Annotated in this window: 26 protein-coding genes and 1 tRNA gene; 12 read left to right on the forward strand and 15 right to left on the reverse strand. The window is 65.1% G+C overall.

The window, feature by feature from the left end; genetic code table 11:
- Nucleotides 1-2: 2 nt before the first annotated feature.
- From BLEFHOIH_RS11705 to BLEFHOIH_RS11715, 3 genes are all read right to left on the reverse strand, one after another.
- Nucleotides 3-818 (reverse strand): hypothetical protein, encoded by an 816-nt coding sequence (locus tag BLEFHOIH_RS11705; RefSeq protein WP_088345590.1) that lies wholly within the window; start codon nucleotides 816-818, stop codon nucleotides 3-5.
- Nucleotides 819-916: 98 nt separating this feature from the next.
- Entirely contained in the window at nucleotides 917-2,026 is a 1,110-nt protein-coding gene (gene leuB, locus BLEFHOIH_RS11710; RefSeq protein WP_088345591.1) for a 3-isopropylmalate dehydrogenase, read from the reverse strand.
- Nucleotides 2,027-2,183: 157 nt separating this feature from the next.
- Nucleotides 2,184-2,543 carry a four-helix bundle copper-binding protein gene (locus tag BLEFHOIH_RS11715; protein WP_095407239.1) on the reverse strand — a complete coding sequence of 120 codons (360 nt, stop codon included), beginning with the start codon at nucleotides 2,541-2,543 and terminating at the stop codon, nucleotides 2,184-2,186.
- Between the two features lie 196 nt (nucleotides 2,544-2,739).
- Between BLEFHOIH_RS11715 and BLEFHOIH_RS11720 the strand changes: the two genes are divergently transcribed.
- Entirely contained in the window at nucleotides 2,740-3,255 is a 516-nt protein-coding gene (locus BLEFHOIH_RS11720) for a hypothetical protein (protein ID WP_125461671.1), read from the forward strand.
- A gap of 324 nt (nucleotides 3,256-3,579) precedes the next feature.
- Nucleotides 3,580-4,794 (forward strand): acyl-CoA dehydrogenase family protein, encoded by a 1,215-nt coding sequence (locus BLEFHOIH_RS11725; RefSeq protein WP_088345595.1) that lies wholly within the window; start codon nucleotides 3,580-3,582, stop codon nucleotides 4,792-4,794.
- A gap of 37 nt (nucleotides 4,795-4,831) precedes the next feature.
- Here the strand turns inward: BLEFHOIH_RS11725 and BLEFHOIH_RS11730 are convergent, their stop codons facing one another.
- From BLEFHOIH_RS11730 to BLEFHOIH_RS11755, 6 genes are all read right to left on the reverse strand, one after another.
- Nucleotides 4,832-5,614 (reverse strand): cysteine hydrolase, encoded by a 783-nt coding sequence (locus tag BLEFHOIH_RS11730; protein ID WP_088345597.1) that lies wholly within the window; start codon nucleotides 5,612-5,614, stop codon nucleotides 4,832-4,834.
- Between the two features lie 296 nt (nucleotides 5,615-5,910).
- On the reverse strand, nucleotides 5,911-6,804 hold the full coding sequence (locus tag BLEFHOIH_RS11735) for an ABC transporter permease subunit (RefSeq protein ID WP_088345598.1): 894 nt from the start codon (nucleotides 6,802-6,804) through the stop codon (nucleotides 5,911-5,913).
- A complete protein-coding gene (locus tag BLEFHOIH_RS11740) occupies nucleotides 6,797-7,594 on the reverse strand; it encodes an ATP-binding cassette domain-containing protein (protein WP_088345600.1) in 798 nt (265 codons plus the stop codon). The genes BLEFHOIH_RS11735 and BLEFHOIH_RS11740 overlap by 8 nt, the downstream gene beginning before the upstream one ends.
- A 227-nt stretch (nucleotides 7,595-7,821) precedes the next feature.
- Nucleotides 7,822-8,823 carry a taurine ABC transporter substrate-binding protein gene (gene tauA, locus BLEFHOIH_RS11745; protein WP_088345602.1) on the reverse strand — a complete coding sequence of 334 codons (1,002 nt, stop codon included), beginning with the start codon at nucleotides 8,821-8,823 and terminating at the stop codon, nucleotides 7,822-7,824.
- 333 nt (nucleotides 8,824-9,156) lie between these two features.
- Nucleotides 9,157-9,762, reverse strand: coding sequence for a 3-isopropylmalate dehydratase small subunit (gene leuD / locus BLEFHOIH_RS11750; RefSeq protein ID WP_088345604.1), 606 nt, complete (start codon nucleotides 9,760-9,762; stop codon nucleotides 9,157-9,159).
- Between the two features lie 83 nt (nucleotides 9,763-9,845).
- Nucleotides 9,846-10,940: a transglutaminase-like domain-containing protein gene (locus BLEFHOIH_RS11755; protein ID WP_088345606.1), complete on the reverse strand. Its 1,095-nt coding sequence runs from the start codon at nucleotides 10,938-10,940 to the stop codon at nucleotides 9,846-9,848.
- 253 nt (nucleotides 10,941-11,193) lie between these two features.
- On the opposite strand from BLEFHOIH_RS11755, the gene BLEFHOIH_RS11760 reads away from it, so the two are divergent.
- Entirely contained in the window at nucleotides 11,194-11,640 is a 447-nt protein-coding gene (locus BLEFHOIH_RS11760) for a TIGR01244 family sulfur transferase (RefSeq protein WP_170937116.1), read from the forward strand.
- Between the two features lie 212 nt (nucleotides 11,641-11,852).
- On the opposite strand, the gene BLEFHOIH_RS11765 is transcribed toward BLEFHOIH_RS11760, so the two are convergent.
- Nucleotides 11,853-12,617 (reverse strand): helix-turn-helix transcriptional regulator, encoded by a 765-nt coding sequence (locus tag BLEFHOIH_RS11765; RefSeq protein WP_088345609.1) that lies wholly within the window; start codon nucleotides 12,615-12,617, stop codon nucleotides 11,853-11,855.
- A gap of 239 nt (nucleotides 12,618-12,856) precedes the next feature.
- Here BLEFHOIH_RS11765 and BLEFHOIH_RS11770 point away from each other — a divergent pair, with 239 nt between their 5' ends.
- Both BLEFHOIH_RS11770 and BLEFHOIH_RS11775 read left to right on the forward strand, forming a co-directional pair.
- A complete protein-coding gene (locus BLEFHOIH_RS11770; RefSeq protein ID WP_245296976.1) occupies nucleotides 12,857-15,094 on the forward strand; it encodes a marine proteobacterial sortase target protein in 2,238 nt (745 codons plus the stop codon).
- 65 nt (nucleotides 15,095-15,159) lie between these two features.
- Nucleotides 15,160-15,750 (forward strand): class GN sortase, encoded by a 591-nt coding sequence (locus BLEFHOIH_RS11775; RefSeq protein ID WP_245296977.1) that lies wholly within the window; start codon nucleotides 15,160-15,162, stop codon nucleotides 15,748-15,750.
- Here BLEFHOIH_RS11775 and BLEFHOIH_RS11780 read toward each other — a convergent pair.
- Nucleotides 15,745-16,803 (reverse strand): acyltransferase, encoded by a 1,059-nt coding sequence (locus BLEFHOIH_RS11780; RefSeq protein WP_088345615.1) that lies wholly within the window; start codon nucleotides 16,801-16,803, stop codon nucleotides 15,745-15,747. The two genes, BLEFHOIH_RS11775 and BLEFHOIH_RS11780, sit on opposite strands and share 6 nt — an antisense overlap.
- Before the next feature lie 172 nt (nucleotides 16,804-16,975).
- The gene (locus BLEFHOIH_RS11785; protein WP_088345617.1) at nucleotides 16,976-17,875 is read right to left on the reverse strand and encodes a histone deacetylase; all 900 of its coding nucleotides are present in this window, start codon (nucleotides 17,873-17,875) and stop codon (nucleotides 16,976-16,978) included.
- A gap of 128 nt (nucleotides 17,876-18,003) precedes the next feature.
- Between BLEFHOIH_RS11785 and BLEFHOIH_RS11790 the strand changes: the two genes are divergently transcribed.
- Together BLEFHOIH_RS11790 and BLEFHOIH_RS11795 are read left to right on the forward strand one after the other, a co-directional pair.
- Entirely contained in the window at nucleotides 18,004-19,440 is a 1,437-nt protein-coding gene (locus tag BLEFHOIH_RS11790) for a caspase domain-containing protein (RefSeq protein WP_088345619.1), read from the forward strand.
- A 74-nt stretch (nucleotides 19,441-19,514) separates the two neighbouring features.
- On the forward strand, nucleotides 19,515-20,639 hold the full coding sequence (locus BLEFHOIH_RS11795) for a DNA topoisomerase IB (RefSeq protein ID WP_348626049.1): 1,125 nt from the start codon (nucleotides 19,515-19,517) through the stop codon (nucleotides 20,637-20,639).
- Between the two features lie 8 nt (nucleotides 20,640-20,647).
- Here the strand turns inward: BLEFHOIH_RS11795 and BLEFHOIH_RS11800 are convergent, their stop codons facing one another.
- On the reverse strand, nucleotides 20,648-21,118 hold the full coding sequence (locus BLEFHOIH_RS11800; RefSeq protein WP_088345623.1) for a response regulator: 471 nt from the start codon (nucleotides 21,116-21,118) through the stop codon (nucleotides 20,648-20,650).
- Nucleotides 21,119-21,713: 595 nt separating this feature from the next.
- On the opposite strand from BLEFHOIH_RS11800, the gene BLEFHOIH_RS11805 reads away from it, so the two are divergent.
- Nucleotides 21,714-22,133 (forward strand): DUF302 domain-containing protein, encoded by a 420-nt coding sequence (locus BLEFHOIH_RS11805; protein WP_170937117.1) that lies wholly within the window; start codon nucleotides 21,714-21,716, stop codon nucleotides 22,131-22,133.
- A gap of 63 nt (nucleotides 22,134-22,196) precedes the next feature.
- On the opposite strand, the gene BLEFHOIH_RS11810 is transcribed toward BLEFHOIH_RS11805, so the two are convergent.
- Nucleotides 22,197-22,271, reverse strand: a tRNA-Gly gene (locus BLEFHOIH_RS11810).
- A 186-nt stretch (nucleotides 22,272-22,457) separates the two neighbouring features.
- Between BLEFHOIH_RS11810 and BLEFHOIH_RS11815 the strand changes: the two genes are divergently transcribed.
- The 3 genes from BLEFHOIH_RS11815 to BLEFHOIH_RS11825 all read left to right on the forward strand — a co-directional run bounded on the left by BLEFHOIH_RS11815 (nucleotide 22,458) and on the right by BLEFHOIH_RS11825 (nucleotide 24,685).
- The gene (locus BLEFHOIH_RS11815; protein WP_088345627.1) at nucleotides 22,458-22,949 is read left to right on the forward strand and encodes a prolyl-tRNA synthetase associated domain-containing protein; all 492 of its coding nucleotides are present in this window, start codon (nucleotides 22,458-22,460) and stop codon (nucleotides 22,947-22,949) included.
- Between the two features lie 121 nt (nucleotides 22,950-23,070).
- Nucleotides 23,071-23,991, forward strand: a complete 921-nt coding sequence (gene trxA / locus BLEFHOIH_RS11820) for a thioredoxin (RefSeq protein WP_088345629.1) — start codon at nucleotides 23,071-23,073, stop codon at nucleotides 23,989-23,991.
- Nucleotides 23,992-24,007: 16 nt separating this feature from the next.
- Nucleotides 24,008-24,685 carry an LON peptidase substrate-binding domain-containing protein gene (locus BLEFHOIH_RS11825; protein WP_348626050.1) on the forward strand — a complete coding sequence of 226 codons (678 nt, stop codon included), beginning with the start codon at nucleotides 24,008-24,010 and terminating at the stop codon, nucleotides 24,683-24,685.
- A gap of 199 nt (nucleotides 24,686-24,884) precedes the next feature.
- On the opposite strand, the gene BLEFHOIH_RS11830 is transcribed toward BLEFHOIH_RS11825, so the two are convergent.
- The gene (locus BLEFHOIH_RS11830) at nucleotides 24,885-25,400 is read right to left on the reverse strand and encodes a L,D-transpeptidase family protein (RefSeq protein WP_088345633.1); all 516 of its coding nucleotides are present in this window, start codon (nucleotides 25,398-25,400) and stop codon (nucleotides 24,885-24,887) included.
- A 111-nt stretch (nucleotides 25,401-25,511) separates the two neighbouring features.
- Here BLEFHOIH_RS11830 and BLEFHOIH_RS11835 point away from each other — a divergent pair, with 111 nt between their 5' ends.
- Nucleotides 25,512-26,198: a response regulator transcription factor gene (locus BLEFHOIH_RS11835; RefSeq protein WP_088345635.1), complete on the forward strand. Its 687-nt coding sequence runs from the start codon at nucleotides 25,512-25,514 to the stop codon at nucleotides 26,196-26,198.
- Nucleotides 26,199-26,227 lie beyond the last annotated feature (29 nt).

Consider the following 26,227-nt stretch of genomic DNA (forward strand, 5'->3'; position numbering starts at 1 on the left):
TATTAAGCGTGACCGCTGCCCTCAATCAAGCGCGCGCACAGCCAGAATTCGCCCTGAATGACGCAGCCTGGCGCGAGTTCGCCGCGGAGCTGGCGGGTATCGGCGACGACATCGACTGTGCCGCCGAGGATTTTCACCTGCGCCGCATGAAAAACCTGGCCGGTCACGCTGTTGCGGCGCTGCTCCACCGAGAGCACGCGGCCGGCGAAGAAGGCGCGGGAGGCGGCGGTAAATTCGTCGGCGCTGGGATCGTGGAAGACAGCCGCGGAGCCGGCCTCGCCGGAGGAGAACAGGCCGCTGGCGAAGAAGCTTTCGGGGGTGAACTGCACCGTCTGGCCGATTTGGGCGCGGGCGAAGGCATCCTCGTCGGGGAAGACCATGAGGTCATGCGGGAAGGCGGCGATCTGCGCCACGGCCATGAACGGCGTGACGCGATTGGCCCACACGGCGTAATCGACGACGTCGAGCAATGCCACGGTCGAGCATTGGCGCGGGCGCGGTCCCGGCTCGATCTCGACGAAGACTGCGCCTTCGAAAGCGTTGTCGGTCGGGCGCTGGCGCTTCTTCATGACCCTGACGGGCACCCGCCCGCTGCCGCTGAAATAGGGCGTCACCCCGACGATATCGAGCTTCTCGTCTCCGCCGCCGGCCGCCAGATGCACCCAGAGTTCCGAGCCGCTATCGGAGTGCCAGCGATAGTAATAGCCGGGCGCGCAAGGCTGTGAATAGGCGCCTGTGTCGGGCAGTTTACTCACCATTTCGGCCAGCTCTTCCGCCGAGCCGGCGTTGAACCCGATGACACTGAAATGATCAGTCATCGCCCCGCTTGCCTCTCTCTTACGCCTGAACGCGATGCATTACGCGAACGCCGGGACTGCCTGGGAGAAGCGCCCTCCGCTTCTCCCAACCCGGAAGCTTACGCCGCCAGCGCCTCAAGCTCCTCGATGACGGCCCCGCCCATCTGGGATGTCGAGACCTTGCGCATGCCGTTCTGCATGATATCGCCCGTCCGCAGGCCCTTATCGAGCACCCGGGCGATAGCCGTGTCGATCATGTCCGCCTCGCGCCCCATATCGAACGAGTAGCGCAGCGCCATGCCGAAGCTGGCGATCGTCGCGATCGGGTTGGCGGCGCCCTGGCCGGCAATGTCGGGCGCGCTGCCGTGGACGGGCTCGTAAAGCGCCGGCCGCTTGCCGGCCGCATCCGGCGCGCCGAGCGAGGCGGAGGGCAGCATGCCGAGCGAGCCGGTCAGCATCGCCGCGGCGTCCGACAGGATGTCGCCGAACAGATTGTCGGTGACGATGACGTCGAACTGCTTCGGCGACCGCACGAGCTGCATGGCGCAATTGTCGGCAAGGATGTGGCTCAGCTCAACATCGGCGTAGTCCTCGCGATGCAGCTTCGTCACCACCTGATTCCAGAGCACGCCGGATTTCATCACATTGCGCTTCTCGGCCGAGGCCACCTTGTTGCGCCGCTTGCGGGCGAGTTCGAAGGCGACGCGGGCGATGCGGTCGATCTCGCCGGTCGTGTAGACCTGCGTGTCGACGGCGCGCTGCTCGCCGGACTCGAGCGTGACGATCTCCTTCGGCGCGCCGAAATAGACGCCGCCGGTCAGCTCGCGCACGATCATCATGTCGAGCCCCTCGACCAGTTCGCGCTTCAGAGAGGAGGCGTCGGCAAGCGCCGGGTAGCAGATGGCGGGGCGCAGATTTGCAAAGAGCTGCATATCCTTGCGCAGGCGCAGCAGCCCGGCCTCGGGGCGCGCATCGTAAGGCACATTATCCCATTTCGGGCCGCCGACCGCGCCCAGCATGACGGCATCGGCCTTCATCGCCTTGGCCATGGTGGCGTCGGAAATCGCGACGCCGTGCTCGTCATAGGCACAGCCGCCGACGAGGTCGGTCTCGGTGTTGAAGCGGGCCGCGCCGCGCGCGTTCAGCCATGCGATCACGCGTTCGACTTCACCCATAACTTCCGGCCCGATGCCATCGCCTGGCAGGAGCAGCACGTCAAATGTCGGCATTGATAACTCTCGGCAGTGGGCGGCGCGGTGACGCCCGGTCGGTCCCATTGATTAACCTGTTGCTAATGGGAAACAGAATGATGGGCAAGCCGCAAGCCCGATTTTACGGAAAACCGCCCGGCAACTGTGATCTTGATGCACAGATTTATGGGCAAAACTACGCCATCAGCCCGGCGCGGCGGCCGACCTCCCAGCAGCTTTTGGCGCAGGCGCGGCAGGCCTCGGCGCAGCGGCGCATCTCGGCGTCGCCGACGGCGTCGCAGGAGCGCGCGCAGGCTTCGCAGATCGCCGCGCAGGTGGTGCAGACCGAGGCGTGCATTCGCGAGTTTCTGGTCATGAAATCGCCGCTGGTCTGACAGATCTGGATGCAGTCCACCATCAGCCGGACATGATCCGCCTCGGCGTGCTTGCCGCCTTTTTCGAGGCAATAGTTGAACAGCACGGATTGGCAGGTATCGCGGCAGGTCCAGCATTTCTCGATGCAATCCAGCAATGCCGGATCCGTATTGTGATGCATCTGGGATTTCTCCTTGGTCGGGTGGCATAACAACAGCTCGCGCCGGGGGTTCCGGGCGAATCGCGCGGGGGCGGTTATGACGGGGCGATGCGGTCGGGTGAAGGCGGACGCGGACGCGGCGCCGCTCGCATTTACGGATCACCTGCGACGCCTTGGGACGGCCTAAAAGACATGCAAGGTCAGGGCAGGGGCAAAGATGGGAAGAAAGACTCAACTGATGCGGACACGGATTTCAAAACTTGCAGCCGCGGCACTGGTCGTCCTCGCGGGAGCTTCGATGGTTTCCTCGTTGGCTCACGCCGACGCCACTCCGCTGTTCAAGAAACTTGTCGGGAGCTGGCAGGGGGCGGGCGATCTGGTTTTGGAGGACGGCACGCGCGAACAGCTCTCCTGCCGGGGCTATTACGGCCTCAAGTCGGAAGGCAACGGCCTGTCGATCGTGAGCCTTTGCAGCTCTCCGACCCGGAAATTTGAACTTCGCAGCCTCGTTACCGAGACCGCGACCGGCGTTGCCGGCCAGTGGGAAGAGCGCACGTTCCATGCCACCGGCGACGTCTCCGGCAGCGCGAGCGGCACGACCATGAACCTGAACTTCTCCGGCACCATCGAAGGGACGATCTCTATCGCGCTCACGGGTCAGACCCATTCGGTGAACGTGTCCGCCGCCGGTGCGGGGATCAAGGGCATTTCGATTTCGCTCACCCGCGGGTAGGGCGATTTTGCTGCCGGCATGCTGACCGGCTTCCCGGAGCCCGTGCGCGGGCCCGGGACCTGCGAGGGCGCTCGCTCGCCGGCGAGACGCCGTGACGGTCCGGTCAGGCGAACCTTATCGAACAAATCCAGCGTCGTTGGCTGGTTGGCGCAAGTGGCGCGGCCGGGCGGCTGCCGATGTCCCGTCCCGGCCTCAGCGTGGCGAGGAGACGCGGCGAGCCTTAGCCCGCCATCGCGAAAAACGCATAAGCAAATCGGTTTTTCATATTTAAGGCGTGCCGGTTTGAAGGCTAGCCTGAGGCGGAAACCATGGATTGGACCGCGCATGACCAAGGCCGCGACGCAGCTTCCCCTGACCGCCGAATCTGCCCAGCTGCAGGCCCTTCTCGCCGGCATCGCGGAGGGCGAGGCCGAGCGGGAGCGCGAGCGCGTCCTGCCATTCGCGCAGATCGATGCGATCCGGCGGGCGCGGCTCGGCGCTCTGCGGGTGCCGTCCGAACATGGCGGCGGCGGCGCTTCGCTCAGGGATTTGTTCGAAATCGTGATTCGGCTCGGCGAGGCGGACGCCAATGTCGCGCATATCCTGCGCAACCACTTTTCCTTCGTCGAGCTCTACGCGCGCTTTCCGGAAGACGCGCCCGGGCGCAGGTGGCGGCAGGCGGTCGCCGAAGGCGCGATCATCGGGCTCGCCAGCGCCGAGCTCGAAAGCCCCAAAGTCGGCAATGTCGCCCTCGCCACCACGCTGACGCGCGGCGCGGACGGCTATCGGCTCAATGGCGTCAAATATTATAGTACCGGCACGATCTATGCCGATCATGTCCTTGTCCGCGCCACCGGGCCCGATGATGTTCCCGCATCGGTCGTCATACCGGTGGCGCGGGCAGGGATCGAGGTGCTGGACGATTGGGACGGCGCGGGACAGCGCCTGACCGGCACCGGGACGACGCGCTTCTCCGACGTGCATGTCCATGAGGGGGAGGTGGTCTTCGACGGCGCGGAAATCGGCTTCGGCCGAGCCTATTACAACACCCACGCCCAGCTCTATCTCACTGCCGTCAATGCGGGCATTCTGCGCGCCGTCCTGCGCGATGCGACGGAACTCGTCCGCAGCCGAGAGCGGAGTTTCTACTACGCTCCCGCCGAGCGCCCGGCCGACGATCCGATCCTGCAGCAGGTGATCGGTCAGATCGCCAGCAACGCGTTCGCCGCCGAGACCGTGGTGCTCGCCGCCGCCGAGGCGCTGGGGCGGGCGGGCGAAGCCCGCGAGCGGGGCGATCCGGCCGCCGCCGTCGCGCTCGATGCGGAGGCCGCCTTGCGCGCGGCCCAGGCCAAGGTCGTGGTGGATGAACTCGCTATTCGCAGCGGCGGGTTGCTCTTCGATGTCGGGGGCGCCTCGGCGACCAAGCGCTCGCTCAATCTGGACCGGCATTGGCGCAATGCCCGCACGCTCGCCACGCACAACCCGTCGAGCTACAAGGCCCGCGCTATCGGAGACCTCGCCGTCAACGGCACGCCGTTGCCTTCGAAAGGATTTTTCTGAGCCGCGGCGCCCGAAGGTGCGGCGGCCCAGAATTTGCCTAAGCCGATTGCCCGAGCAGCTTCACGAATGTGTCCGAGGAGATCACCGGGGCGAAGAAATTGTTAATGCGCTCGAGCGCTGGGGCGAGCTGGGCCGGCTTCTGCGTGCCGGTTGCGTCGCCGATAACGATCGGCAGATAGCCGTTGTCCCGGGCGGCGCGGGCATTGCCCTCGATGCACAAGTCTGTGTGGATGCCGGTCAGCACGATGACCTCGACGCGCTTGCGGGCGAGTTCCAGCGGCAATTGCGTGCCGGCGAAGGCGGTCTGCAGCGCCAGCTCGTTGAATTCGAGATCGCCGGGGCGGACCAGCGCCTTGAGTTCATCGACCAGCTCATTGTCCGCCTTCTTCTTCTCGGGCGAAAAATTCAGGCCCTCGACCCAGGTCTCATATTGCACCTTGTCGAATTCCGACTGCGGGTAGGTCTCACGGAACACGGCATAGCCGACCCAGCTAAAGGAGACGAAATTCTGTGCCTTGCGGGCGGCCTGCGCGACTTTGACCGTGGCGGGCAGGCTGCCGCGCTCCCAATGGCGCTCGCCGGCCTGCGCGCCCCAGTCGCGGTAGAGCGAATTGTTCTGGCTGACCGAGACGAAGGCGGCGCGCTTTTGCAGGATCTTGGCCAGATCGAGCCTCTTCCATTGCGGCGCCAGCTCGGGAATGGCGGCGAGTTCGTCGCCGGTGGATTTGGCCTGCGCGGCGGCGGCGTTGGCGAGGCCAAGGGCGGCCAGCGAACCAGCGGTGCCGGCAAGGAACGCGCGGCGCGATGGGGTGGTTGTCATGGATCATTCCTCCTGGCCGCGCTGCCAGCGCTGCCGATGTTGCGGCCGGGTTGAGCCACGAGCAGAACGCTCACCACTTCCCGGTCTGCAAAATCATAGGCTCAGTTTTCCGCGCTCCAAAAGAAGTAATTCTGCAATGTAAATTCAAATATCCGCAAAAAAACTGCAGTTTGCTTGTTATTCCATCCGACGTTATTTAACTTTATCAGGAATTTTACAACGTCGCGCGTTCATAATTGCGAATTGATGTTGCCGTCGTTTGTACAGCTATGCCCGACATCATTACGGCGGCCGCGCTAAACCCTTCCTTTCCAGGGGACGGCCCAGCGCTCGATCAGCCGCATCACCAGCTCGAAAGCCGTGGCGACGAGGCCTATGGCGAGTATGCCGAGCACCACGACGTCGGTGCGCAGGAAATTGGAGGCGTTGTAGACCATCTTCCCGAGCCCGGCGTCGGCGGCGACCATTTCGGCTGCGACCAGCGTTGTCCAGCCGACGCCCATGCCGATCCGCAGGCCCACCAGAATGTCCGGCAGCGCCGCAGGCAGCACGACGTAGCGGACGAGTTGCCGGCGGCTCGCCCCCATCGACAGTGCCGCCTGGATCTGCTCCTGTGCGACCGACCGGGCGCCCGCCCGCGCCGAGAGCGCGACCGGCGCGAGGATGGCGAGGAAGAGCAGCAGCACCTTGGCCAGTTCGCCGATGCCGAACCAGATGATCATCAGCGGCAGATAGGCGAGCGGCGGCAGCGGCCGGTAGAATTCGATGAACGGGTCGAACAGGCCGCGCGCCGCCGGGCTGACGCTCATGCCGATGCCGAGCGGGATGCCGACAATGACGGCGAGCGCGAAGGCGGTGAAGACGCGGGCAAGGCTCGCCGCGAAATGGCTGAGCAAAGTGTGATTGTCGAGTTCGCCGCTCATGGCCTGACGGAAGGCGAACCAGATCGATTCCGGCTTGGGCAGGAATAACGGCTTCAGCAGCGGCAGCTCGACCGGCAGCGTCCCGCCCCACGGCAGCCAGATTGCGAAGGAGAGGTTGCGCGTCAGCAGCCACCACAGCGCGCCGGCTCCGATGAGGGCAACGATGCTGTAGGCGAGGCCCGAGCCTTCGCCGAGCTGGCGGTAGCGGCTGGTCTTCCGGGCATGGCCGCGCGCGGGCGCCGGGCGCCGTCCGGCCGGGTCAAGCATCGGCGGAGGCTCCCTGGCCGTTGCGCTGCTGGATGTCGGCCAGCACCTGTTCGCGAATGGCGATGAATTCGGGATGCGACTTGACCGCCCGCGCGTCGCCGCCCGCCAGATAGCGGCGGCAGAAATCGAGCTGATAGGTCTTCTCGATCTTGCCGGGCCGGGGCGTCATGACGATCAGCTTGGTGGCCAGGAACAGCGCTTCCTCGACCGAATGGGTGATGAAGAAGATGATCTTGCCGGTGCGGTCCCAGACGTTCAGGATCAGCTCCTGAAGCTGCTCGCGGGTCAGGGCGTCGAGGCTGCCGAGCGGTTCGTCCATCAGCAGCACATCCGGGTCGGAGGCGAGCGCCCTGGCGATGCCGACGCGCTGCTGCATGCCGCCTGACAGCTCGTAGATCATCTTGCGCTCGAACCCCGCGAGGCCGACCAGCCGCAGCTTTTCGGCGGCGATGTCCTGGCGCTCGGCGCGGGGGAGGCCCCGCATTTTCAGGGCGAAGGCGACATTGTCGGCGACGTCGAGCCAGGGCATCAGCGCATGGCGCTGGAACACCACGCCCCGGTCGGCGCCCGGCCCATGCAGCTCGCGGCCATGCAGGCGGACGATGCCCTCAGAGGGCGCGAGAAAGCCGGCGATGACGGAGAGCAGCGTGGTCTTGCCGCAGCCGGAGGCGCCGAGAGCCACGACGAAATCGCGGTCCTCGATGGAAAGATCGACAGCCGAAAGCGCCTCGACGATGCCGGAGGCGCTTTGGTAGCGGACGGAGAGACCGGTGATGTCGAGCGCTGGCAAGGGCTTCCTTTCGGAGAGAACGGACGAAGCATTAGAGCCTGCGCAAGCGGCTCCCCCTTACCCGGTCGCTTCGCGCCCGCCCTCTCCCACGAGGGGAGAGGGCTGAAAAACGAGAGGCGGCCCGCTTGCCCTCTCCCCTCGAGAGAGAGGGCTCCCGCCGCAAGGCGGGTGGGTGAGGGGGCCTTTTTTGCAGCATCAATTGTGCCTGAGGTCTTCGCCCCCGCAATCTATTTCGCGGCAGCGGCGGCGAACTCCGGGTTGACGAACTTGCCGAAATCCGCCGGGATGTCGGTGATCCGGCCCTGCTCCTTCAAGAACACCGCCGTATTGGCCAGCGCCTTGGCGACGCCGGACTCCTTGCCGCCGCCGAGCCACGCATCGCTCGCCTGCTCTGCGGGCGTCGGGAAGGCGTAATCTGCGAGCGTCGCCGGCACCGTCTCGGGCGAGCCGCCGACGGTCTTGGCGATGGCCTTCACCTCTTCGGACTCCTTGGTGTATTTGTCTTTGCCGGCCTTATAGGCTTCGTTCGCCTTGGCGATTTCCTTGACCAGCGCGGTGACAAAGGCCTTGTTCTTCTCCGCCCAGACCCGGTCGACGATGATGGCGTCGAAAGTCGGCGCGCCCTGCTTGGCGACATCGGCCGCCGAGAGCACGACCTTGCCATTCGCCTTCACCTTGGACAGCACCGGGTCCCAGATGAAGGTCGCGTCGATGTCCCCGCGCTCCCAGGCCGCCGCGATCTCGGCGGGGCGCAGATTGACGGTCTGCACATCGCCGGGCGAGACGCCGGCCTTCTTCAGCGCGAACAGCAATTGATAATGGGCGGTCGAGACGAAGGGCGTCGCGACCTTCTTGCCCTTCAAGTCAGCCAGCGCGCCGATGCCGGAGCCGTTGCGGGCGACGAGTTGCTCGGCATTGTTGATGTCGTCGAGGATCCAGATCACCTGCACGTCGAGCCCTTGCGCCGCCGCCGTCGCCGCCGGGCTGGAGCCGACCTCGCCGATGGGAAGGTCGCCCGAGGCAAAGGCGCGGATGACATCGCCGCCGCCGCCGAACTGCTTCCAGGTGATCTTGGTGCCGGTCGCCTTCTCGACGGCTCCCGCCGCCTGCGCGACCCGGAAGGGAACGACCATGTCCTGATAGCCGAAGGTGACCTCCTTCGTCTGCGCCTGGGCGGCGCCCGTCGCGCCAAGCCCGAGAGAAAGCGCCAATAGCCAGAGTTTCCGCATAGTTTCCGCCCCAGTCTTGCATTTGCGTGGAAGACCATCCGCCGCGCCCCAATGGACGCGGCGCCTCATACCCACGCTATGCTAAGCGCAAAGGCGCCTGGCTCTAACAACAAAGAACCGATAAGCTTATAAAAATAGACCCGGTACGGGCGCAACCATTGCGGCTCCGCGAGCGTTTCGGCGGTTGCTTGGTTGCAAGCGCTCAGGAGGGGGAGGCTGTTGTGCGTCCGACGAACGTTTCGCGCCCTCTCCCGTTGCGAGAGAGGGCGCCGCGCGAAGGCGGGTGGGTGAACGGGCTTAGCCAGGTCGCGGCCCGCCGAGACGGCTGACCGATCAGCCCCAAGGCCGCGCGGCGTGGGCCTTGGTCTCGTAATCTGCGATGCTGTCCTGCTTGGTGAGGGTCAGGCCGATATCGTCGAGGCCCTCCACCAGACATTTCTTGCGGAACGGATCGATGTCGAAATGGATGACGCCGCCATCCGGGCCGTGGATCTCCTGCGCCTCAAGGTCGACGGTAAGCGTGGCATTGGAGCCGCGCGAGGCGTCATCCATCAGCTTGTCGATCTCCGATTGCGGCAGGGCGATCGGCAGGATGCCGTTCTTGAAGCAGTTGTTGTAAAAGATGTCGGCAAAGCTCGGCGCGATCACGCATTTGATGCCGAAATCGAGCAGCGCCCAGGGGGCGTGCTCGCGGCTCGAGCCGCAGCCGAAATTGGCGCCGGTGACGAGGATCTTGGCCTTGCGGTAGGCCGGCCGGTTCAGCACGAATTCAGGCACTTCGGTGCCGTTCGTATCGAAACGCATCTCGTGGAAGAGGTTGGCGCCGAGGCCGGTGCGCTTGATCGTCTTCAAAAACTGTTTCGGGATGATCATATCGGTGTCGATATTGAGCATCGGCAAGGGCGCGGCGACGCCCGTCAATTCGGTGAATTTATCCATCGGTCAAGCCCTTCGGGATTGATTTGACGTGTATATTGACCGGAATCTGCCCCGCTGCAACCCCATTGCGCCGCCCGCGCGCCTCAAGCGGGCAATTCCCGCACCGTGACCTTATAGGCGAAACCCTCCGGGCCGCCATCGCCGAGGCGGGCGTCGGCGGTTTGGGCTAAGGGGCGCGTCAGGAACGGGATCGGGTTGGCGGCGGAATGCGGCAGCACGATATCGGCCGCGTTATTATAGGCGATCCAATTGCCCTCGCAGGCGCCGAACAGTGTCACGCGCGCGGCGACCGCCTTCGGCTCGCCCCCGGCTTGCGGCTCGGGCGGCTCGTGCTCGGCGACGCGCCGGGCATCGCCCGGATCGACCGGCACCCAGCCATAATCCTCCAGCCAGACTTCGGCGCGGCAATGCTCCTCATGAGTGATGTCGTCGGAGGCGGCGCCGAGGCTCGCAAAGCCGAATTGCGACGGCGCGACGCGCACGCCGTAGACGGAGCGGGCGGGCAGGCCGAGTGCCCGGACCAGTGCCACATAGAGTCCGTTGAGACGACTGCAGCGCGGGGCAGCGTCGCTTTCGACGGCTGGGGTCAGTGCGGACAGGGCAGCCAGATCGCCAGCGCCGCAGGTTTTTTTCGCCACCAGCCATTCATAGACCGCCATGGCCTTGCCGAGGTCGGTCTTGGCATTCTCGACGATGGCGGCGGCCGCGCCCCAGGGCTGGCTCTCGATCGGCACGGTGGTCGTAGAGGCGGTATAGCGGCGCCGTTCCTCGGCGGTGAGAGGGACGGGGCGGCGCGGCTTGGCGAATTCGGTCAGCCGGCTGCGCGTCGACGCCTCGCTGCTGACTTCGGCAACCGGCGCGGCGTCGCCGTCCGGCCATTCGAAATAGACCATTTCGGCGCCCGACGCAGGATCGGTTTCGAGTTTGGCGATCTTGGCATTGGTGCGCCAGTCGCTGCCGAGGGGCTTTGCCCAGCTATCCTCGTCGATCGATGGGACCGGCACCCAGGCTTGCAGCCGGCCGCGCGTCGGCCTTGCGAAACTCAGTCGCGAGATGATTTCGAATTTGCGCCAGGCGCCCTGCTCGACGATGAAGCGCTCCTGAGCACGGGCTAAATGCGGAAGTAGCGCGGCTCCGGCCAAGGCAGCGCCGAACTTGAGAAAGTCGCGCCTGTGCATGGCGATTGCTTCCCTGAAGCGGCTCGAAAGCGGGCGAACATGATCCCGCCAGAATGCGCGGAAATGGCTGTCGCTCCGATGAACGAAAGCCTCGCGCCGCCGAACTTTTCCGCGTATGTGGCAAATTTACACGTTCCGGCGGCCGCCGTCATTCGGCATCGAGCCATCAGAGTTCGTATCTTTCCAGCCAAATCGCTCTATGATTTGCGCTGAGAACAGACACCACATCAACGCCGACGGCATGGAGCTGAACATGGCGGAGCTGATTCCAATCGACGAAAAGACGTCCGTGGCCGGACAGATCCAGCTCGACGAGCTGGAAGAGCTCGCCGCGAGCGGCATCAAGGTGATCGTGAACAACCGGCCGGATGGCGAGGCCTTTTTCGGCCAGCCCAAGGCGAAGGATCTGGAGGAGGAAGCGGCTCGGCATGGCGTCGCCTTCTTCAACCTGCCGTTCACGATGCAAACGCTGACGCCTGAACTGGTCGCCGAATTCGCAAAAATCCTGAAGGATGCGGACGGGCCGATCCTGGCCTATTGCCGGACCGGCAACCGCTCGTCGCTGCTCTGGGCGGCCTCGCAGGTGGCGCTCGGCGCGCCGATCGAGGCGGTTTTGGCGCAGGCTCAGGACGCTGGCTACGACCTGCGCCCCGCCGAGCAACTCATCACCGATCTCGGCCGCCGCGCCTTGGTGGAATAGCCTCGGGCGAGAGCGAAGCCCCCATGCCGAAACCTCACATTCGTCGCCCCGGCCGTCAGAGCCGGGGCCCACTCGCCTCGCCTCTTGCCGCAGCATTCGCGGATGGATGATTGGATCCCGGCTCACCGCTTCGTGGTGTCCGGGACGACGAGCGTGGATGGTCGCGGGAGCCGAAGGCGAGGGGGAGCTGCCGGAGCTCGATCGAAGCGCTGTCAGACCGCTTTCAGGAACAGCGCGAAGGGCTCTTCGACCGTGCGCCGCAGCAGGCCGCGATAGGGCGCATAGCAGGGCTGGCCGGGTTTGATGCGGCCGAACTCGGCCGAAGGCATCGCCTTCAGCGGCGTCAGCACGATGGGCGTGGCGACGGGCGTGAGCTGCGCGCCCCGCCCCACCTGCAAGGTGGTCAGAATGCCGTGCAATTCGCCGCGGATGGTCGGCCGGGCGACGATGATGAGCCGGTACTGGCCGTGCTTGTTGGTGACGAGATAGATGTGCCCGGATTGATGCGGGGCCGAGACCACGCCGCCTTGCGTATATTCCGCGTCGATGCGCTCGGATTCCGTGAATACCAGATTTGACGCCACCTGATCCCAGCGGATCTGGGTGAGATAGGCGTAGATCGCCTCGGGCTCGCTGAAGGAGGGGCGGAGTGTGACGTAATCGCCTTCCATCCAGGCGACGGCGGGGCGCGAATAGGAGCCCAGCCCGTCCGGGGCGAGCCCGAACGGCGTGTCGTTCAGCGGTACGGAATTGCGCTGGCGCAAATTGACGGCGAGCGCTTCCTCGATCCGCACCAGCGTGGCCAGGGTGAATGGCCGCCTGCCGGACAGCGCTTTCTCGAGCGTAGATAGGCTGATTTTGGCAAGCGCGGCAAGCTGTTGGCGGGTCATGCGGCGGCGCGCCAGTTCCTCGGCGATGCTCGAGGCCGCCGCCCGGCTTTCCTCATCCGCCAAAGACTGCTCAGAGCGGCCCGACACGGCGTGCTCCCTCCGCCAAAAACCGTAATGAACCGCACATACCCGTAAAGCGACGAAGGATGCAAGCGGTTCGTGGCGGTTCGCGGCGGCTCCTTGCCGAACTATCGCGAAGAAGACGCTCGAAGCTCCCGGCCGCATCGGTGAAGGTTTGTGGGCATTGAACCCCCGCCAATGACGACCAGAGGTCACCCCCGATGTTTCCGCAATATTTTCGAGCCGGCAGCCGCCGGAGCTTTGCCATGATGCCGGGTCTCCACCTGATACTTGCGGCTATAGTTTCCATAATTGCATTTGCCGCCGCCCAGGCCGGCGTACCGACCATGCGCCCGGGCGATGCCCGCTCGGGGACGCTGCTGTTCAAGGCGGTCGAGGAAGGCCGCTATGTCGCGGCGCCGCTGGTCGGCACCGATATCGACATCGCCGTCTCCGGTCCGACCGCCCGTGCCCGCGTCACCCAGCATTTCTACAACCCGACCGAAAACTGGGTCGAGGGCGTCTATGTCTACCCGCTGCCGGAAAATTCGGCCGTCGACAGCCTCAAAATGGTGATCGGCGACCGCATCATCATCGGCGACATCAAGGAGCGCCAGGAGGCCAAGCGCATCTATGAGGAGGCCAAGCGCGAGGGCAAGAAAGCGGCGCTGATGGAGCAGGAGCGGCCGAACATGTTCACCAATTCGGTCGCCAATATCGGCCCCGGCGAGACCATCGTCGTGCAGATCGAATATCAGCAGAGCGTGCCGCAATCGGCAAACCGCTTCTCGCTGCGCGTGCCGTTGGTCGTCGCTCCACGCTACAATCCGAAGCCCCTGGTGCAGACCGTCGATTTCGGCGGCAAGGGCTGGGGCCAGATCAGCGATCCGGTGCCGGACCGCGACCGCATCGAGCCGCCGGTGCTTGACCCGCGCGACAACGCGCCCGTCAATCCGGTGACGCTGACCGTGCGCCTGCAAGCCGGCTTCCCGCTCGGCGAGGTCAAGAGCGCCTACCACACGGTCAAAACCGAAAGCCCGAGCGAGGACAGCCGCATCGTGAAAATCGAAGGCGCCGTCCCCGCCGACAAGGACTTTGAGCTCACCTGGGAACCCAAAGCCGGGCAGGCGCCCGCCGCCGGCCTGTTCCACGAGCGCCTCGGCGGCACCGATTACCTGCTCGCCTTCGTCACCCCGCCGGTGCTGTCGCAGGCCCAGGCGCCGCGTCCGCGCGAAATCATCTTCGTCATCGACAATTCCGGTTCAATGGGCGGCAGCTCGATCGTTCAGGCCAAATCCAGCCTGCTCTACGGCCTGCGCCAGCTCAAGCCGGGCGACCGCTTCAACGTCGTGCGCTTCGACGACACGATGGAGGTGCTGTTCCCTGGCGCGGTGCCAGCGGACATGGAACATGTCGGCCAGGCTCAAACGTTCGTCTCGGCTCTGCAGGCCAATGGTGGCACGGAAATGGTGCCGGCGATGAAGGCGGCGCTCACCGACGATGGCGGCGCGGGTGCCGAAATGCTGCGGCAGGTCGTCTTCCTCACCGACGGCGCCATCGGCAACGAGCAGCAATTGTTCGAGACCATCGCATCCGGTCTGGGCCGCTCGCGGGTCTTCATGGTCGGCATCGGCTCGGCGCCCAACTCCTATCTGATGCGCCACGCCGCCGAGTTGGGTCGCGGCAGCTTCACGCGCATCGGCAGCGGCACCCAGGTCGAGGAGCGGATGCGCGCGCTGTTCAACAAGCTGGAGAAGCCTGCGGTGACCGATCTCAGCGTCAAATTCTCGCTAAGCGGGGCCGACGTGACGCCACGGGTTCTGCCGGACCTTTATGCGGGAGAAACCCTGCAAATCGCCGCAAAACTGTCGAGCATGGGCGGTAAGGCTGAGATCAGCGGCATGATCGGCGACCGGCCCTGGACGGCGACACTGCCGCTCTCCGGGTCCGCCGAGGGCAAGGGGCTGTCGAAATTGTGGGCGCGCGAGAAGATCGCCGATGCGGAGGTCGAGGTGACGATGGGCCATATCAGTCAGGCGAGCGCCGATCAGCGCATTCTGACGCTGGCGCTGGAGCATAGTTTGATCAGCCGCCTGACCAGTCTCGTTGCGGTCGACAAGACGCCGAGCCGTCCGGCGGGCGCCACGCTCGTCCGCGCCGACCTGCCGCTCAACCTGCCCGCCGGCTGGGACTTCGACAAGGTGTTCGGCAAGCGCGGCGGCGAGCGCGGCAACGGTCCGGTGCAGGATGGCGGCGTCGTGCCCGCGCCGGATCAGGGAGACGCGCTGAAGCTCGACGCGGCCTATGTGCAGACCATCGCCGCAGGGCAGAGCCCGGCACAGGCGCAGCAGGCAGCGAAGCAGCAGTTCACCAACGTGGCGCTGCCGCAAACCGCGAGCGACGCACCGCTCTATCTCTGGCTCGGCCTGCTGATCTTGATCGCCAATGTGCCGCTGTTCGTCATCGCCCGGCGGCAGTCCCGGCGCGAGGCGGAATGGGAGTAATGTCGATGAAGCTGGCGGCTGTTTCCGCGCTTCGCTCAAAAATGCAGCCGCCGGCGCGTCCGGCGATGGCGGCTGCCGTCCTCCTCGGCCTGATCGGCCTCGCCTTGATCGGCAAGGGCCTTTATATGCACGCCAAAGCCGGACTGGCGCAAATCCTGCTGGAGAGCGCCTTCGCCGAAAGCCTCGCGACAGGGCAGCCGGTGAAGGCGTGGTCCTGGGCCGACACCTGGCCGGTCGCCCGGCTGGAGGTGCCGCGCCTCGGCGCCAGCGCCATCATCCTGAAGGGCGGCAGCGGCGAGGCGCTCGCCTTCGGCCCCGGCCTGCTCGACGGCACGCCGGCGCCCGGCGAGCGCGGTACCTCGGTGATCGCGGCGCATCGCGACACGCATTTCACCTTCCTGCGCGACATCCGCAATGGCGACATGCTGCGGGTGACGCGCGCCGATGGCGTCATCGTCTGGTTCCGCATCACCGCCACCGATGTGGTGCCGTGGAACGCCTCGGGCATCGACGCACAGGCGGATGGCTATGGGCTGGTGCTCTCGACCTGCTGGCCGCTGGATGCGGTGACGCATGGCGATCAGCGCTATATCGTCAAGGCGCAGATGGTCGGTCGGCAATTGTCGCAATCGCCGGCGCCCGGCGCCCCGCTATAGCGCCGTATTCGACTTGACGGGCTGGCCGATGATGCCCGGCCGCAGGATGCGCGAGAGTTTGAGCAGCGGCGTCTCGACATAGAAATAGCTGAGCAGCGCGAGCACGATGCTGGCGGCGAAGGCCGCGAGGAAGAAGGCCGCGCCGCCTTCGGTCGTGTGCCAGAGATCGAACTTGTGCCAGACCACCGCGACCGCCCCGACCGCGAACAGATGCGTCAGGTAGAGCGAGTAGGAGGCATCGCCCAAAAGCCGCAGGAAGGGCACCTCGCGCACCGCGCCGTGGCGCTCCAGATAGAGTGCGCCGAGCACGATGAAGATGGCGGGAATGCCCCAGAGGATGACGCGGGTATGCAGTGTCGCGCCCGCCAGACCCAGTCCGAGAAGCGCGAGGCCGCCGCCGATCAGCGCGATCCAGGCCAGCGTGCGCGGGAGCACCACGCCCGATGTGTACATCGCCCCGATGGCGACCCCGGCTGCGAATTCCAAAAGGATCGGCGAGGCCAGCCACCCGAGAACTCCGCCGGGCGACAGGATGAGTCCCGCCGCCACCAGCCCGGTCAGCGCGGCCAGCAGCGCGCCAGCCCGCAGCGACGCCGTAGAGGCCAGCAGGCAAAGGCTGAAGATCACGTAGAAGAACATCTCGAAATTGATGGTCCAGCCGGGCGTGTAGACCGGGAAATACATCGACGGATCGACCGGGCTCGGCCGGGGAATGAACAGCATCGAGGCCAGCAGGTGGTTCGGGTCGGCTGGCATGCCGCCGGCGATCGTGCCGGACACGAACGGCATGGCGAACATCACCAGCGTCACCAGCCAGTAGAGCGGCACGATGCGCGTGATGCGCCGCCACATGAAGCTGCCGGGCGAGATGGGCTTGCCGGCGGTGGTCAGCCACATGATCAGCCCGCTGATGACGAAGAAGATGTCCACCCCCGCCGCGCCGACCGCGTAGACCGAGGGGATGGCGAAATATTTCACCAAATGATCGGCGGCGTGAAAGAACACCACCATGCAGGCGGCGAGCGCGCGGAGATACTGGATGGAATAAATCATGCTTCGCCGCGCCTTCCGCGAGGATAAATCTCGTAAAATTTGCGCATATTCACCCGAATGATGCAATCGGCGCAACTGTCCTGACGGCTGATAAGGAAACGCTGTTACCTCGAAAGACTGAGCACCGGTCCATAGGCTAGCCTCTGTCTCGCGGCGGCAACCAACACTTCCTTTAGAGACGGTAAACGGCCCTGGCCGCCGCGACGGTGTTGAGGATGGCGGCGACGGTTTGCTCGATCGGATCGCAATAGCCCCCGCCGACGCCGATGCTGACCGGAATGCCCCGCGCCGAGAAGGTCTCGAACACCAGCCGGTCGCGCGCTGCGAGGCCCTCATAGGTCAGCGACAGCCGGCCAAGCTTGTCATGCACCAGCGGATCCACGCCGGACTGGTAGAGCACCAGGTCCGGGCGGAAGCCGAGGACGGCGTCGAGGCCATCATGCAGCGCGTCGAGATAAGCCCTGTCCTCGGTGGCGTCGGGCAGGCCGATGTCGAGGTCGGAGGCGGCTTTGCGGAAGGGAAAATTCTTCTCGGCATGCAGGCTGAAGACGAAGACCGACGGGTCATCGGCAAAGATCGCGGCGTTGCCGTCGCCCTGATGCACGTCAAGATCGACGATGGCGACGCGCGAGGCAAGTCCCTCGGCAAGGGCCGTTGTGGCGGCGAGGGCGAAATCGTTGAAGACGCAGAAGCCGGAGCCGAAATCGGCATGCGCGTGATGGGTGCCGCCGGCGAGCTGGCCGGAAAAGCCTTCGCGCATCGCCTCCCGCATCGCCGCGACCGCGCCGCCGAGCGTCGCCCGCGAGCGCAAAACCAGATGCGGGCTCCACGGCATGCCGATCCTGCGCATGGCATCGCGCGGCAGGGTGCCTTCGAGCACGGCGTCGACATAGGCTGGGGTGTGGACGCGGATGATATCGCCGCGTTCGGCGAGCGGCGAAAGCTCAAGCTCGTCGTGCCCGATCAGCCCGTCGCGCAGCATGGCCTCGCGCGCCAATCGGTTCTTGCTGCGCGGAAAGCGGTGATTGTCCGGCAGCGGGATCTCGTACCGGTCGGCGTAGAAGAGCTTCATGTCGCGAGTGTAGCGCGTGCGGGCAGGGGACGCAAAGCGGGGCGGACCGGCATGGCCGAGCCCGGGCCTGTATCCGTCATTCAGAATTTTATGCTATTTTACGGCAAATTTTTTAACGGAGTTGTGCCATGGCTGGGTCGCAGCCCCTGGTCCGGTTGATTTTCGTATTTCTTATCCTCGTTTTCGCCGGCCCTGCCGAGGCCGCAAGGACCCGGACCGCGCTGGTCATCGGCAATTCCGCCTACCAGCATACCGAGCCGCTCAGAAATCCCAGGAACGACGCGGCCGAGGTGGCGGCGCGGCTGCGCCGTCTTGGCTTCCAGGTCTTCGAGGGGCTCGATCTCAGCAAGTCGCAGATGGACGAGATGGTGAAGGCCTATGCGGTGGCGCTGGAGACCTCCGAGGCCGCGCTGTTCTACTATGCGGGCCACGGTCTGCAGATCAACGACCGCAATTTCCTCATCCCTGTCGATGCCGAACTGAAAAGCCCGGCGGCGCTCGAATTCGAGATGATCCGGCTCGACCAGATCCAGGCCATCATGGAGCGGCTGACCGAGACCAACATTCTCGTCATGGATGCCTGCCGCAACAATCCCTTGTCGCGCAACCTCGCCAAGGCGATGGGGACGCGCTCCGTCCGCATCGGCACCGGCCTCGCGCCGTCCGAATCGGGCGCGGGCACGCTGATCGCCTATTCGACCCAGCCCGGCAGCGTGGCGATGGACGGGGAGGGCGCGCATTCGCCTTTCACCGAGGCGCTGCTGAAATTCATCGACGCCAAGGGCGAGGACCTGTCGAGCATCCTCATCAATGTCCGCAACGACGTGATGCGCACGACCTACCGCAAGCAGATCCCGTGGGAGCATTCGGCCCTGTCGCAGCGCTTCTATTTCGTGCCGCCGGATGGCGAGCCGCCCCCTCCCGCGCCGGAGGAGGCGCCGGCTATGGCGGGCGATCCCCGGCTCGAGCTGGAGCTGTGGACCGCCGTCAAGGACAGCAGCGACGCCCAGACCTTGAAGACCTATCTCGACCGTTTTCCGCGCGGCACCTTTTCGGGCCTCGCCGCGCTGAGGATCGCGGAGCTGGAGAGGAAGACGGCGGCCCTGGCACCTGCGGCAGCGGGGGATCTCGGCGAGAAGCTTCAGGCGCAATTGAAGCGCGTCGGCTGCTATGCCGGCGCGGTCGACGGCGCGTGGGGCGAGGCGTCCAAGGCGGCGCTCGCGGCCTTCGCCCGGGCGCGGGGCGGTTCGGTCCAGCCCCTCGAGCCCAGCGAGGCGACGCTCGCCGCCCTGACGCGCGAGACCGGGCGGGTCTGCCCGCTGCAATGCCGCGCCGGCGCCTTCGAGCGCGACGGCGTCTGCGTCGCCAGGGAGCGGGACGATGCGCCCGCGCCCGCCGCCAAACGCCGCGCCCGGCCCCGCGACGACGATGATGACGACAATGACGGCCCCCCGGCCCGCGCCCAGGCCAGGAAACGCGAGCCGAAGCCGAAATTCGAGCTCTGCATGGACAGCCGCAATCTGATCGTCGACTGCAACGACGGCTCGGTGGTGCTCCGGCGGTAGCGATGGAAGGCCGAGGGGATTGGAAGTTCTGTCATCACCACGAAAGCGGGATCTGCACGCCCTGCGAGGCAAGCATGGCTCCGGCTGGAACCGAAGCGCGCCGCGATGGTTTTCAATCCGCCATGAGCATCGCCCTCATCGATAATCCCAATGTCGCGTCCGCCGAGGAGGCGGGGCTGCGCTATGTCAGCGACGACCGGCCCGGCTATAGCAGGCGGCGCGCCGGTGGCGGCTTCTGCTATTACGACGCGCAGGGCGCGCGCATCACCGATGCCAGAATCCTCAAGCGGATCAGGGCGCTGGTCATCCCTCCGGCCTGGACCGAGGTCTGGATTTGCCCCAATCCGCGCGGGCACATCCAGGCGACGGCCCGCGACGCGCGCGGCCGCAAGCAATATCGCTACCACCCGGAATGGCAGCAGACGCGCGGCCAGCAGAAATTCACCAAGACGCTCGCTTTCGCCCGCGCTCTTCCCGCCATGCGCAAGGCCGTCGCCAAGGATATTGCCGGGCCGCCCGCGGCTTTGCGCACGGTGCTGGCGACCATCGTCCGGTTGCTCGAGACGACGCTCATCCGCGTCGGCAACCGCACCTATGCCGAGCAGAACAAGAGCTACGGGCTGACGACGATGCGCAACCGGCATGTCGCCGTGAACGGCGCCTCGCTGCAATTCGACTTCACCGGCAAGAGCGGCAAGCGCCATGTCGTCAAGCTCACCGACCGGCGCGCGGCGCGCATCGTCAAGACGCTGCAGGAGCTGCCGGGGCAGGAGCTGTTCCAATATGTCGACGAGGCGGGGGAGCGGCACACGGTCGAGTCCGCCGATGTGAACGCCTATCTGCGCGAAATTTCAGGCGATGATTTCACCGCCAAGGATTTCCGCACCTGGGCCGGTACGGTGCTGGCCGCCTGGGCGCTCAGCGAATTCGAAAAGATCGACAGCCAGGCCGCCGCGCGGCGCAACATCACGGCGGCGGTCAAGCGCGTCGCCAGCGAGCTCGGCAATACGCCCGCCGTCTGCCGCTCGGCCTATATCCATCCGGAGATTTTGAACTCTTATCTGGAGGGGAGCCTGCTCGATCATCTCAAGCGCCAGATCAGGGCGAAGCTGCGCAGCCAGCTCGACGGCCTGACCGCCGAGGAGGCGGCTGTGTTCGTGCTGCTGCTGAACCGGCTGGATGTCGCCAAGGCCGCGTGAGGCCAAATTCAGTTGACGCGAGCCGCGCGAACGAGCTGCAGGCTGTCCGCCGCGGGTGCCGGAACCGGCGGGCGATCGGTCCGGCCGCGCGCCGCCATCCGCTTCCAGCGTATTAGATAGGCCAGCGTCTTCGTCAGCTTGTCCATGCTGGCCGGCTTGAACATCACTTGGCAGCCCGGCCAATGGGCGGGCAGGAAGCGGGTTTCCATATAGCCGGTATGGACCACGAATGGCACGCGCCGCCGGTAAAGCTCCCAGGCGAGCCAGGTACCGTCCTCGCCGCGCAGGCGCAGATCGAGCACCACGGCGCGGCATTCCACGGCATTCATGAATTGGAGCGCATCGCCGACGGTGGCGGCGGGGCCGACCGGCAAGGCGCCGGCTTCGGCCAGAGAGGCGGACAGATCGAGGGCTTGCAGCACATCGTCCTCGACGACGAGAACGGGGATCCCGCTAAGGAATAGAGGCTGATGACGCATGAGCACCTACTTCCGAAACACGTGGCGCGCTCCCTGCGGCTGATTGCACCGGTTGGCGCGCACCCTGCCGGGCACCGTTGAGCCCAGGGCATCGGACCAATGCCTGGAGCTAGGGAGCGGCACGGCCGAATTCAATGGAATCCGGCGCGAGTTAGTCCGCAGCGCAGCAGAGACAGATCATAATCAGTTTTCAGGCAAATGACCGCAGCACACTAAAGATGTGTCTGCAGAGCTTTCGCCTGTCCTCATGAAGCGGCGGCGCGTTGACTCGAAAATGTCATGCCGATCATGTTTGCCCAATCTCAGCCCGGTCGCTGCTCATATGAGGCGTTTCTCATCTGAGCAAATTCTAACCTAGTCCTGCCGTGAGACCAACCATTTCTGCCAAAAATTGTACAGTCTGATGTCGTTTAAAGCTGAAGAAACTATCGCAAATTTCGGCAAGATTTGCGCTTTTGGGCGGTGTTAGGCTGCCTGAACTAAGCTCCCTGGCGGGGGCTAATCAGGAGACTTGGACAGCATGCAAACCGTTACATTGCAGGTCGAACGCGTACAAATTCGATCCGATCGCAGTTTCGATGAGGTTCTCGCCGGCTTGGCCAAGCATATTAGCCGCCCTGATATGGCCGCGCTCAGCCATGCCATGGCCCGGGCCTCCACCTTCGAGGAGCTTCAGGATCTGATCCGCGATTCCGTCGGCCCCGCCGGGCTCATGGAGTTTCTGCGCCTCGACCAGGGCGACGCGCTGCGTCTCGACCCGAGGGCGCGGCCCTACCGGATGCTCCGCATTCTTGCCGGCAACCCGCTGATCATGATCCAGATGGCGCGCCACCTCCCCGCCGCCGGCTCCTACGCCCCGGTGACGATCCTGGTCCACGAGCAGGACGGCAGTGTTCACCTGGCCTATGAGAGGGTCGCCAGCGCGCTGAGCGGCTATGACAGTCCCGAGGCGCTTCGCGTCGCAAGCGCGTTGGACGACAAGGTGATCGCTTTGCTGATCGAGGCGGCCGGATAAGCGGCTCACATCACCGGGCCAAGGGCCGTTGGCTGGTCGAAAGTGTGATTTGTCGGAAGAAATTGGAGCGGGCGATGAGATTCGAACTCACGACCCCAACCTTGGCAAGGTTGTGCTCTACCCCTGAGCTACGCCCGCGCTCCTGTGCCGGCTAGCGGCTGCGAGATGCGTTTTATGGCGCAAAGCCGGACGCATTTCAAGCGGTCTTGTGGGGCTTTTCGCAAAATCACATGGCGGGCGTGCAAAAGCTCGGGGCGGCTTGCGGGCGGGCAACGGTTTCGCTTAGTCTGCCGCACACAATGAATAAAGTGCGAGTGACGAGCGATGGCATGGACGCGGGAGCAGCTTTTGGCGCATCTGGCCGATCTCGGCATCGAGGCCGAGACCATCGACCACCCGGCCGTGTTCACCGTTGGGGAATCGAGCGCGCTGCTCGGCGAAATTCCCGGCGCGCACACGAAAAACCTGTTTCTGAAATGCAAGAAGGGCAATCTCTTCCTCGTCACCGCGCTGCATGAGACGCCGGTCGACCTTAAGACGCTGCCGGCCAAGCTCGGCTCCGGCCGGCTCAGCTTCGCCAATGCCGAGCTGATGGGGGAACTGCTCGGCATCATGCCGGGGTCGGTCTCGACTTTTGCGATCATCAACGACACAAGCAGGCGGGTTTCCGTGGTGCTCGATCAAGAGCTGATGCGTTATGACCGCATCAATCTTCATCCGCTGGTCAATACCGCAACCACAGGGATCTCCCGCGAGAGCTTGATAAGTTTTCTAAAAGCTTGCGGCCGCGAGCCCAAGATCCTAGCACTGCATTGATCCTCGGGGGCCGCCCGCAATCGTCCCGAGCCGCAAATCTCTTGGCAAAGCGCCTGCCAACCGCCATTTTAGGCGACACATCCGACGAACGTCGCATTACCCCAGTCACCAGGCAACGCACATGGCACTCAATCTCTTCGGCAGTTCGGATCAGGCCGGTCCGGCTGCGGCGAACGATCTTATCAAGGAAACCACCACCCAGGCCTTCATGAAGGATGTCATCGAGGCCTCGCGGACGGTCCCGGTGCTGGTCGATTTCTGGGCGCCTTGGTGCGGGCCGTGCAAGCAATTGACGCCGCTGCTGGAAAAGACCGTCAAGGCGGCGAATGGCAGCGTCAAGCTGGTGAAGATGAATATCGACGATTATCCCGAGATCGCGGGGCAACTCGGCGTGCAGTCGATCCCGGCGGTGTTCGCCTTCAAGAATGGCCAGCCCGTCGACGGGTTCATGGGCGCGCTGCCCGAGAGCCAGATCCGCAGCTTCATCGAGCGCGTCGCCGGCAAGGGCGCCTTCGCGGGCGATGCGCTGGAGGCGGCGCAGGAGGCGCTGGATGCTGGCGACATCAATGCCGCGGCCACCGGCTTTGCCGCCGCGCTGCAGCAGGATAGCGGCAATATCGACGCCATCGCCGGGCTTGCCCGCGCCTATATCGCCGCCGGCGACCTGCCGCGCGCCGAGCAGACGCTCGCCCTGACGCCGCCATCCAAGGACAATGCGGCGCCGATCGCCAGCGCCCGCGCGGCACTGGAGCTGGCCCGCAAGGGCGCCGCCAGCGCCAATGTCGATGTCAGCAAGCTGAAGCGCGACATCGAGACCGACCCGGCCAATATGCAGCCGCGGTTCGACCTTGCCTTGGCGCTCAACGCCAATGGCGACCGGGAAGGCGCGCTCGACCAGCTCCTGGAGATCATCCGCCGCGACCGGGCCTGGAACGACCAGGCGGCGCGTAAGCAGCTCGTGGAGTTCTTCGACGCCTGGGGCTATGGCGACCCGATGTCGGTGCGTGGCCGCCAGCGCCTGTCTTCGCTGCTTTTCGCATAGGACATGGGTCTTGGGCGTGACCGATCGTTACCGAAAACCAAGCGATCTGCCGGATCTCGTCCCTGTCTTTCCGTTGCAGGGCTGCATCCTGCTGCCCCGCTCGACCCTGCCGCTGAACATCTTTGAGCCGCGCTATCTGGAAATGGTCGATGAGGCGTTGGCGGGCGAGCGCATCATCGGCATCGTCCAGCCGAAGAGCTCGACCGACGATCAGGAATCGCCGATCGGCAAGAGCACGCCCTTGCGCCAGACGGGCTGCGCCGGGCGGCTGACAGCCTATAGCGAGACCGACGACGGGCGCGTGCTGATTACGCTGACCGGCATCGCCCGCTTCGCCATCGTCGACGAGAAGCCGTCGCAAAAGGCGTTCCGCGTCTGCCGGGTGAGCTATGCGCCCTATGAGACCGACTTCGTGCGCGGCCATGGCCAGGATGCGGTCGACTGGCCGCGTCTGTTGCAGGTGCTGAAGACCTATCTCACCGCCCGCCAGCTCAGCGCCGACTGGCAGAGCATCGAGCGCTCGCCGGCGGAGTTGCTGGTCAACACGCTTTCGATGATCAGCCCGTATGGGCCTGAGGAGAAGCAGGCGCTGCTCGAGGCGGTCGATCTGAAGGAGCGCTCCGAGGTGCTGATGGCGCTGGCGCAAATGGAGCTGGCGACGCCCGAGGACGGCTCGGGGACCAGTTTGCAATAGGGCGGTTGCGGTGCATCCCCTCCGTCTTCATCCCGCCGCGAAGCGGCGAGCCGGGATCCAATCTCCTATCAGCAAGCACTGCGGCAAGCGGTGATGCGGGTGGGCCCAGGCTCTGACGGCTGGGGCGACGGGATTTGGGGAAGCTGCCTTACTCCGTGGCACAGCGACTAGCCGAGAGGCACCCCGCGCATCGAATCAATCACACGACGAGGACGCCATCTCCCGGCCGTACCATCTCCAACACCCTGACCATAGCCTCCCGCGAGACTGCGATACACCCTTCCGTCGGCCGATAGTCGTCGTGCGCCAGATGCAGGAAGATCGCGCTGCCTCGCCCCTGCGCGCGCGGCGAATCATTGAACCCCAGCACCACGACGAGATCGTACAGCCTATCCTCGCGCCACATCCGCTCGTGGCTGGCGGGATAAGGCAGCCGCACCAGCCGATTGTAATTGGCGTCGCCCGGCGCGTCGCACCATCCCATGTCCGGCGTCAGCGGAGAAACCGGCAGGGCGGTGTTGGGCCTGGCCACCCGGTCGGGCCGGTAGAACACATGCCGGATCGACCAGCGCCCGCGCGGCGTCACCCCGTCGCCCTCGCCGGATTTGGCGCCCCGGCCGCCGCGCCCCAGGGCGCACGGGACGTGTACAGCGCCGAGATGGAGCTTGCCTTGCGTGCCCGCCCGCGATAATCCCCTGACAACAATGAGCGGCATGGTCTATTCTTTGCATGTGAGCGTCCGGAGGACCTCCGGACGCCGCTGTAATCCTTCCATCATAGGCGGCTGTCTATATATGCTAATATCGATTGGATCGGAGAGCCTGGAATGAGCACAGCGCGAAAGATTCTTGTCATTGACGATGATGAGGACCTTCGGGAGTCGCTGACCGATCAGATCGCGCTGCATGAGGAGTTCGAGACCACCTCGGCGGCGACGGCCAGCGAAGGCATCGCCAAGGCGAAATCCGAAAGCGTCGATCTCATCCTGATGGATGTCGGCCTGCCGGACATGGACGGCCGCGAGGCCTGCAAGATCCTGCGCAAGAACGGATTCAAGGGTCCGGTCGTGATGCTGACGGCGCAGGACAGCGATTCCGACACCATCCTCGGCCTCGAATCGGGCGCCAACGACTATGTGACGAAGCCGTTCAAATTCGCCGTGCTGCTGGCCCGCATCCGCGCCCAGCTCCGCCAGCACGAGCAGAGCGAGGACGCCGTTTTCGCCATCGGCCCCTATAGCTTCAAGCCGGCGGCGAAGATGCTGCTGGACGAGACCGGCGGCAAGGTGCGGCTGACCGAGAAGGAGACCTCGATCCTGAAATTCCTCTACCGGGCCGGCGAAAAGGTCGTCTCGCGCGAGGTGCTGCTGCACGAGGTCTGGGGCTATAATGCCGGCGTGACGACGCATACGCTGGAGACCCACATCTACCGGCTGCGCCAGAAGATCGAGAAGGACCCCTCCAACGCCGAGCTGCTCGTCACCGAAACCGGCGGCTATAAGCTCGTCCCCTAGAGCTGCGTCTTTTTTGCCCTGCCTTCGAA

Origin of the sequence: Rhodomicrobium sp. R_RK_3 (assembly GCF_002198715.1) — a bacterium.
In the GTDB taxonomy this organism is placed as follows: Bacteria; Pseudomonadota; Alphaproteobacteria; order Rhizobiales; family Rhodomicrobiaceae; genus R-RK-3.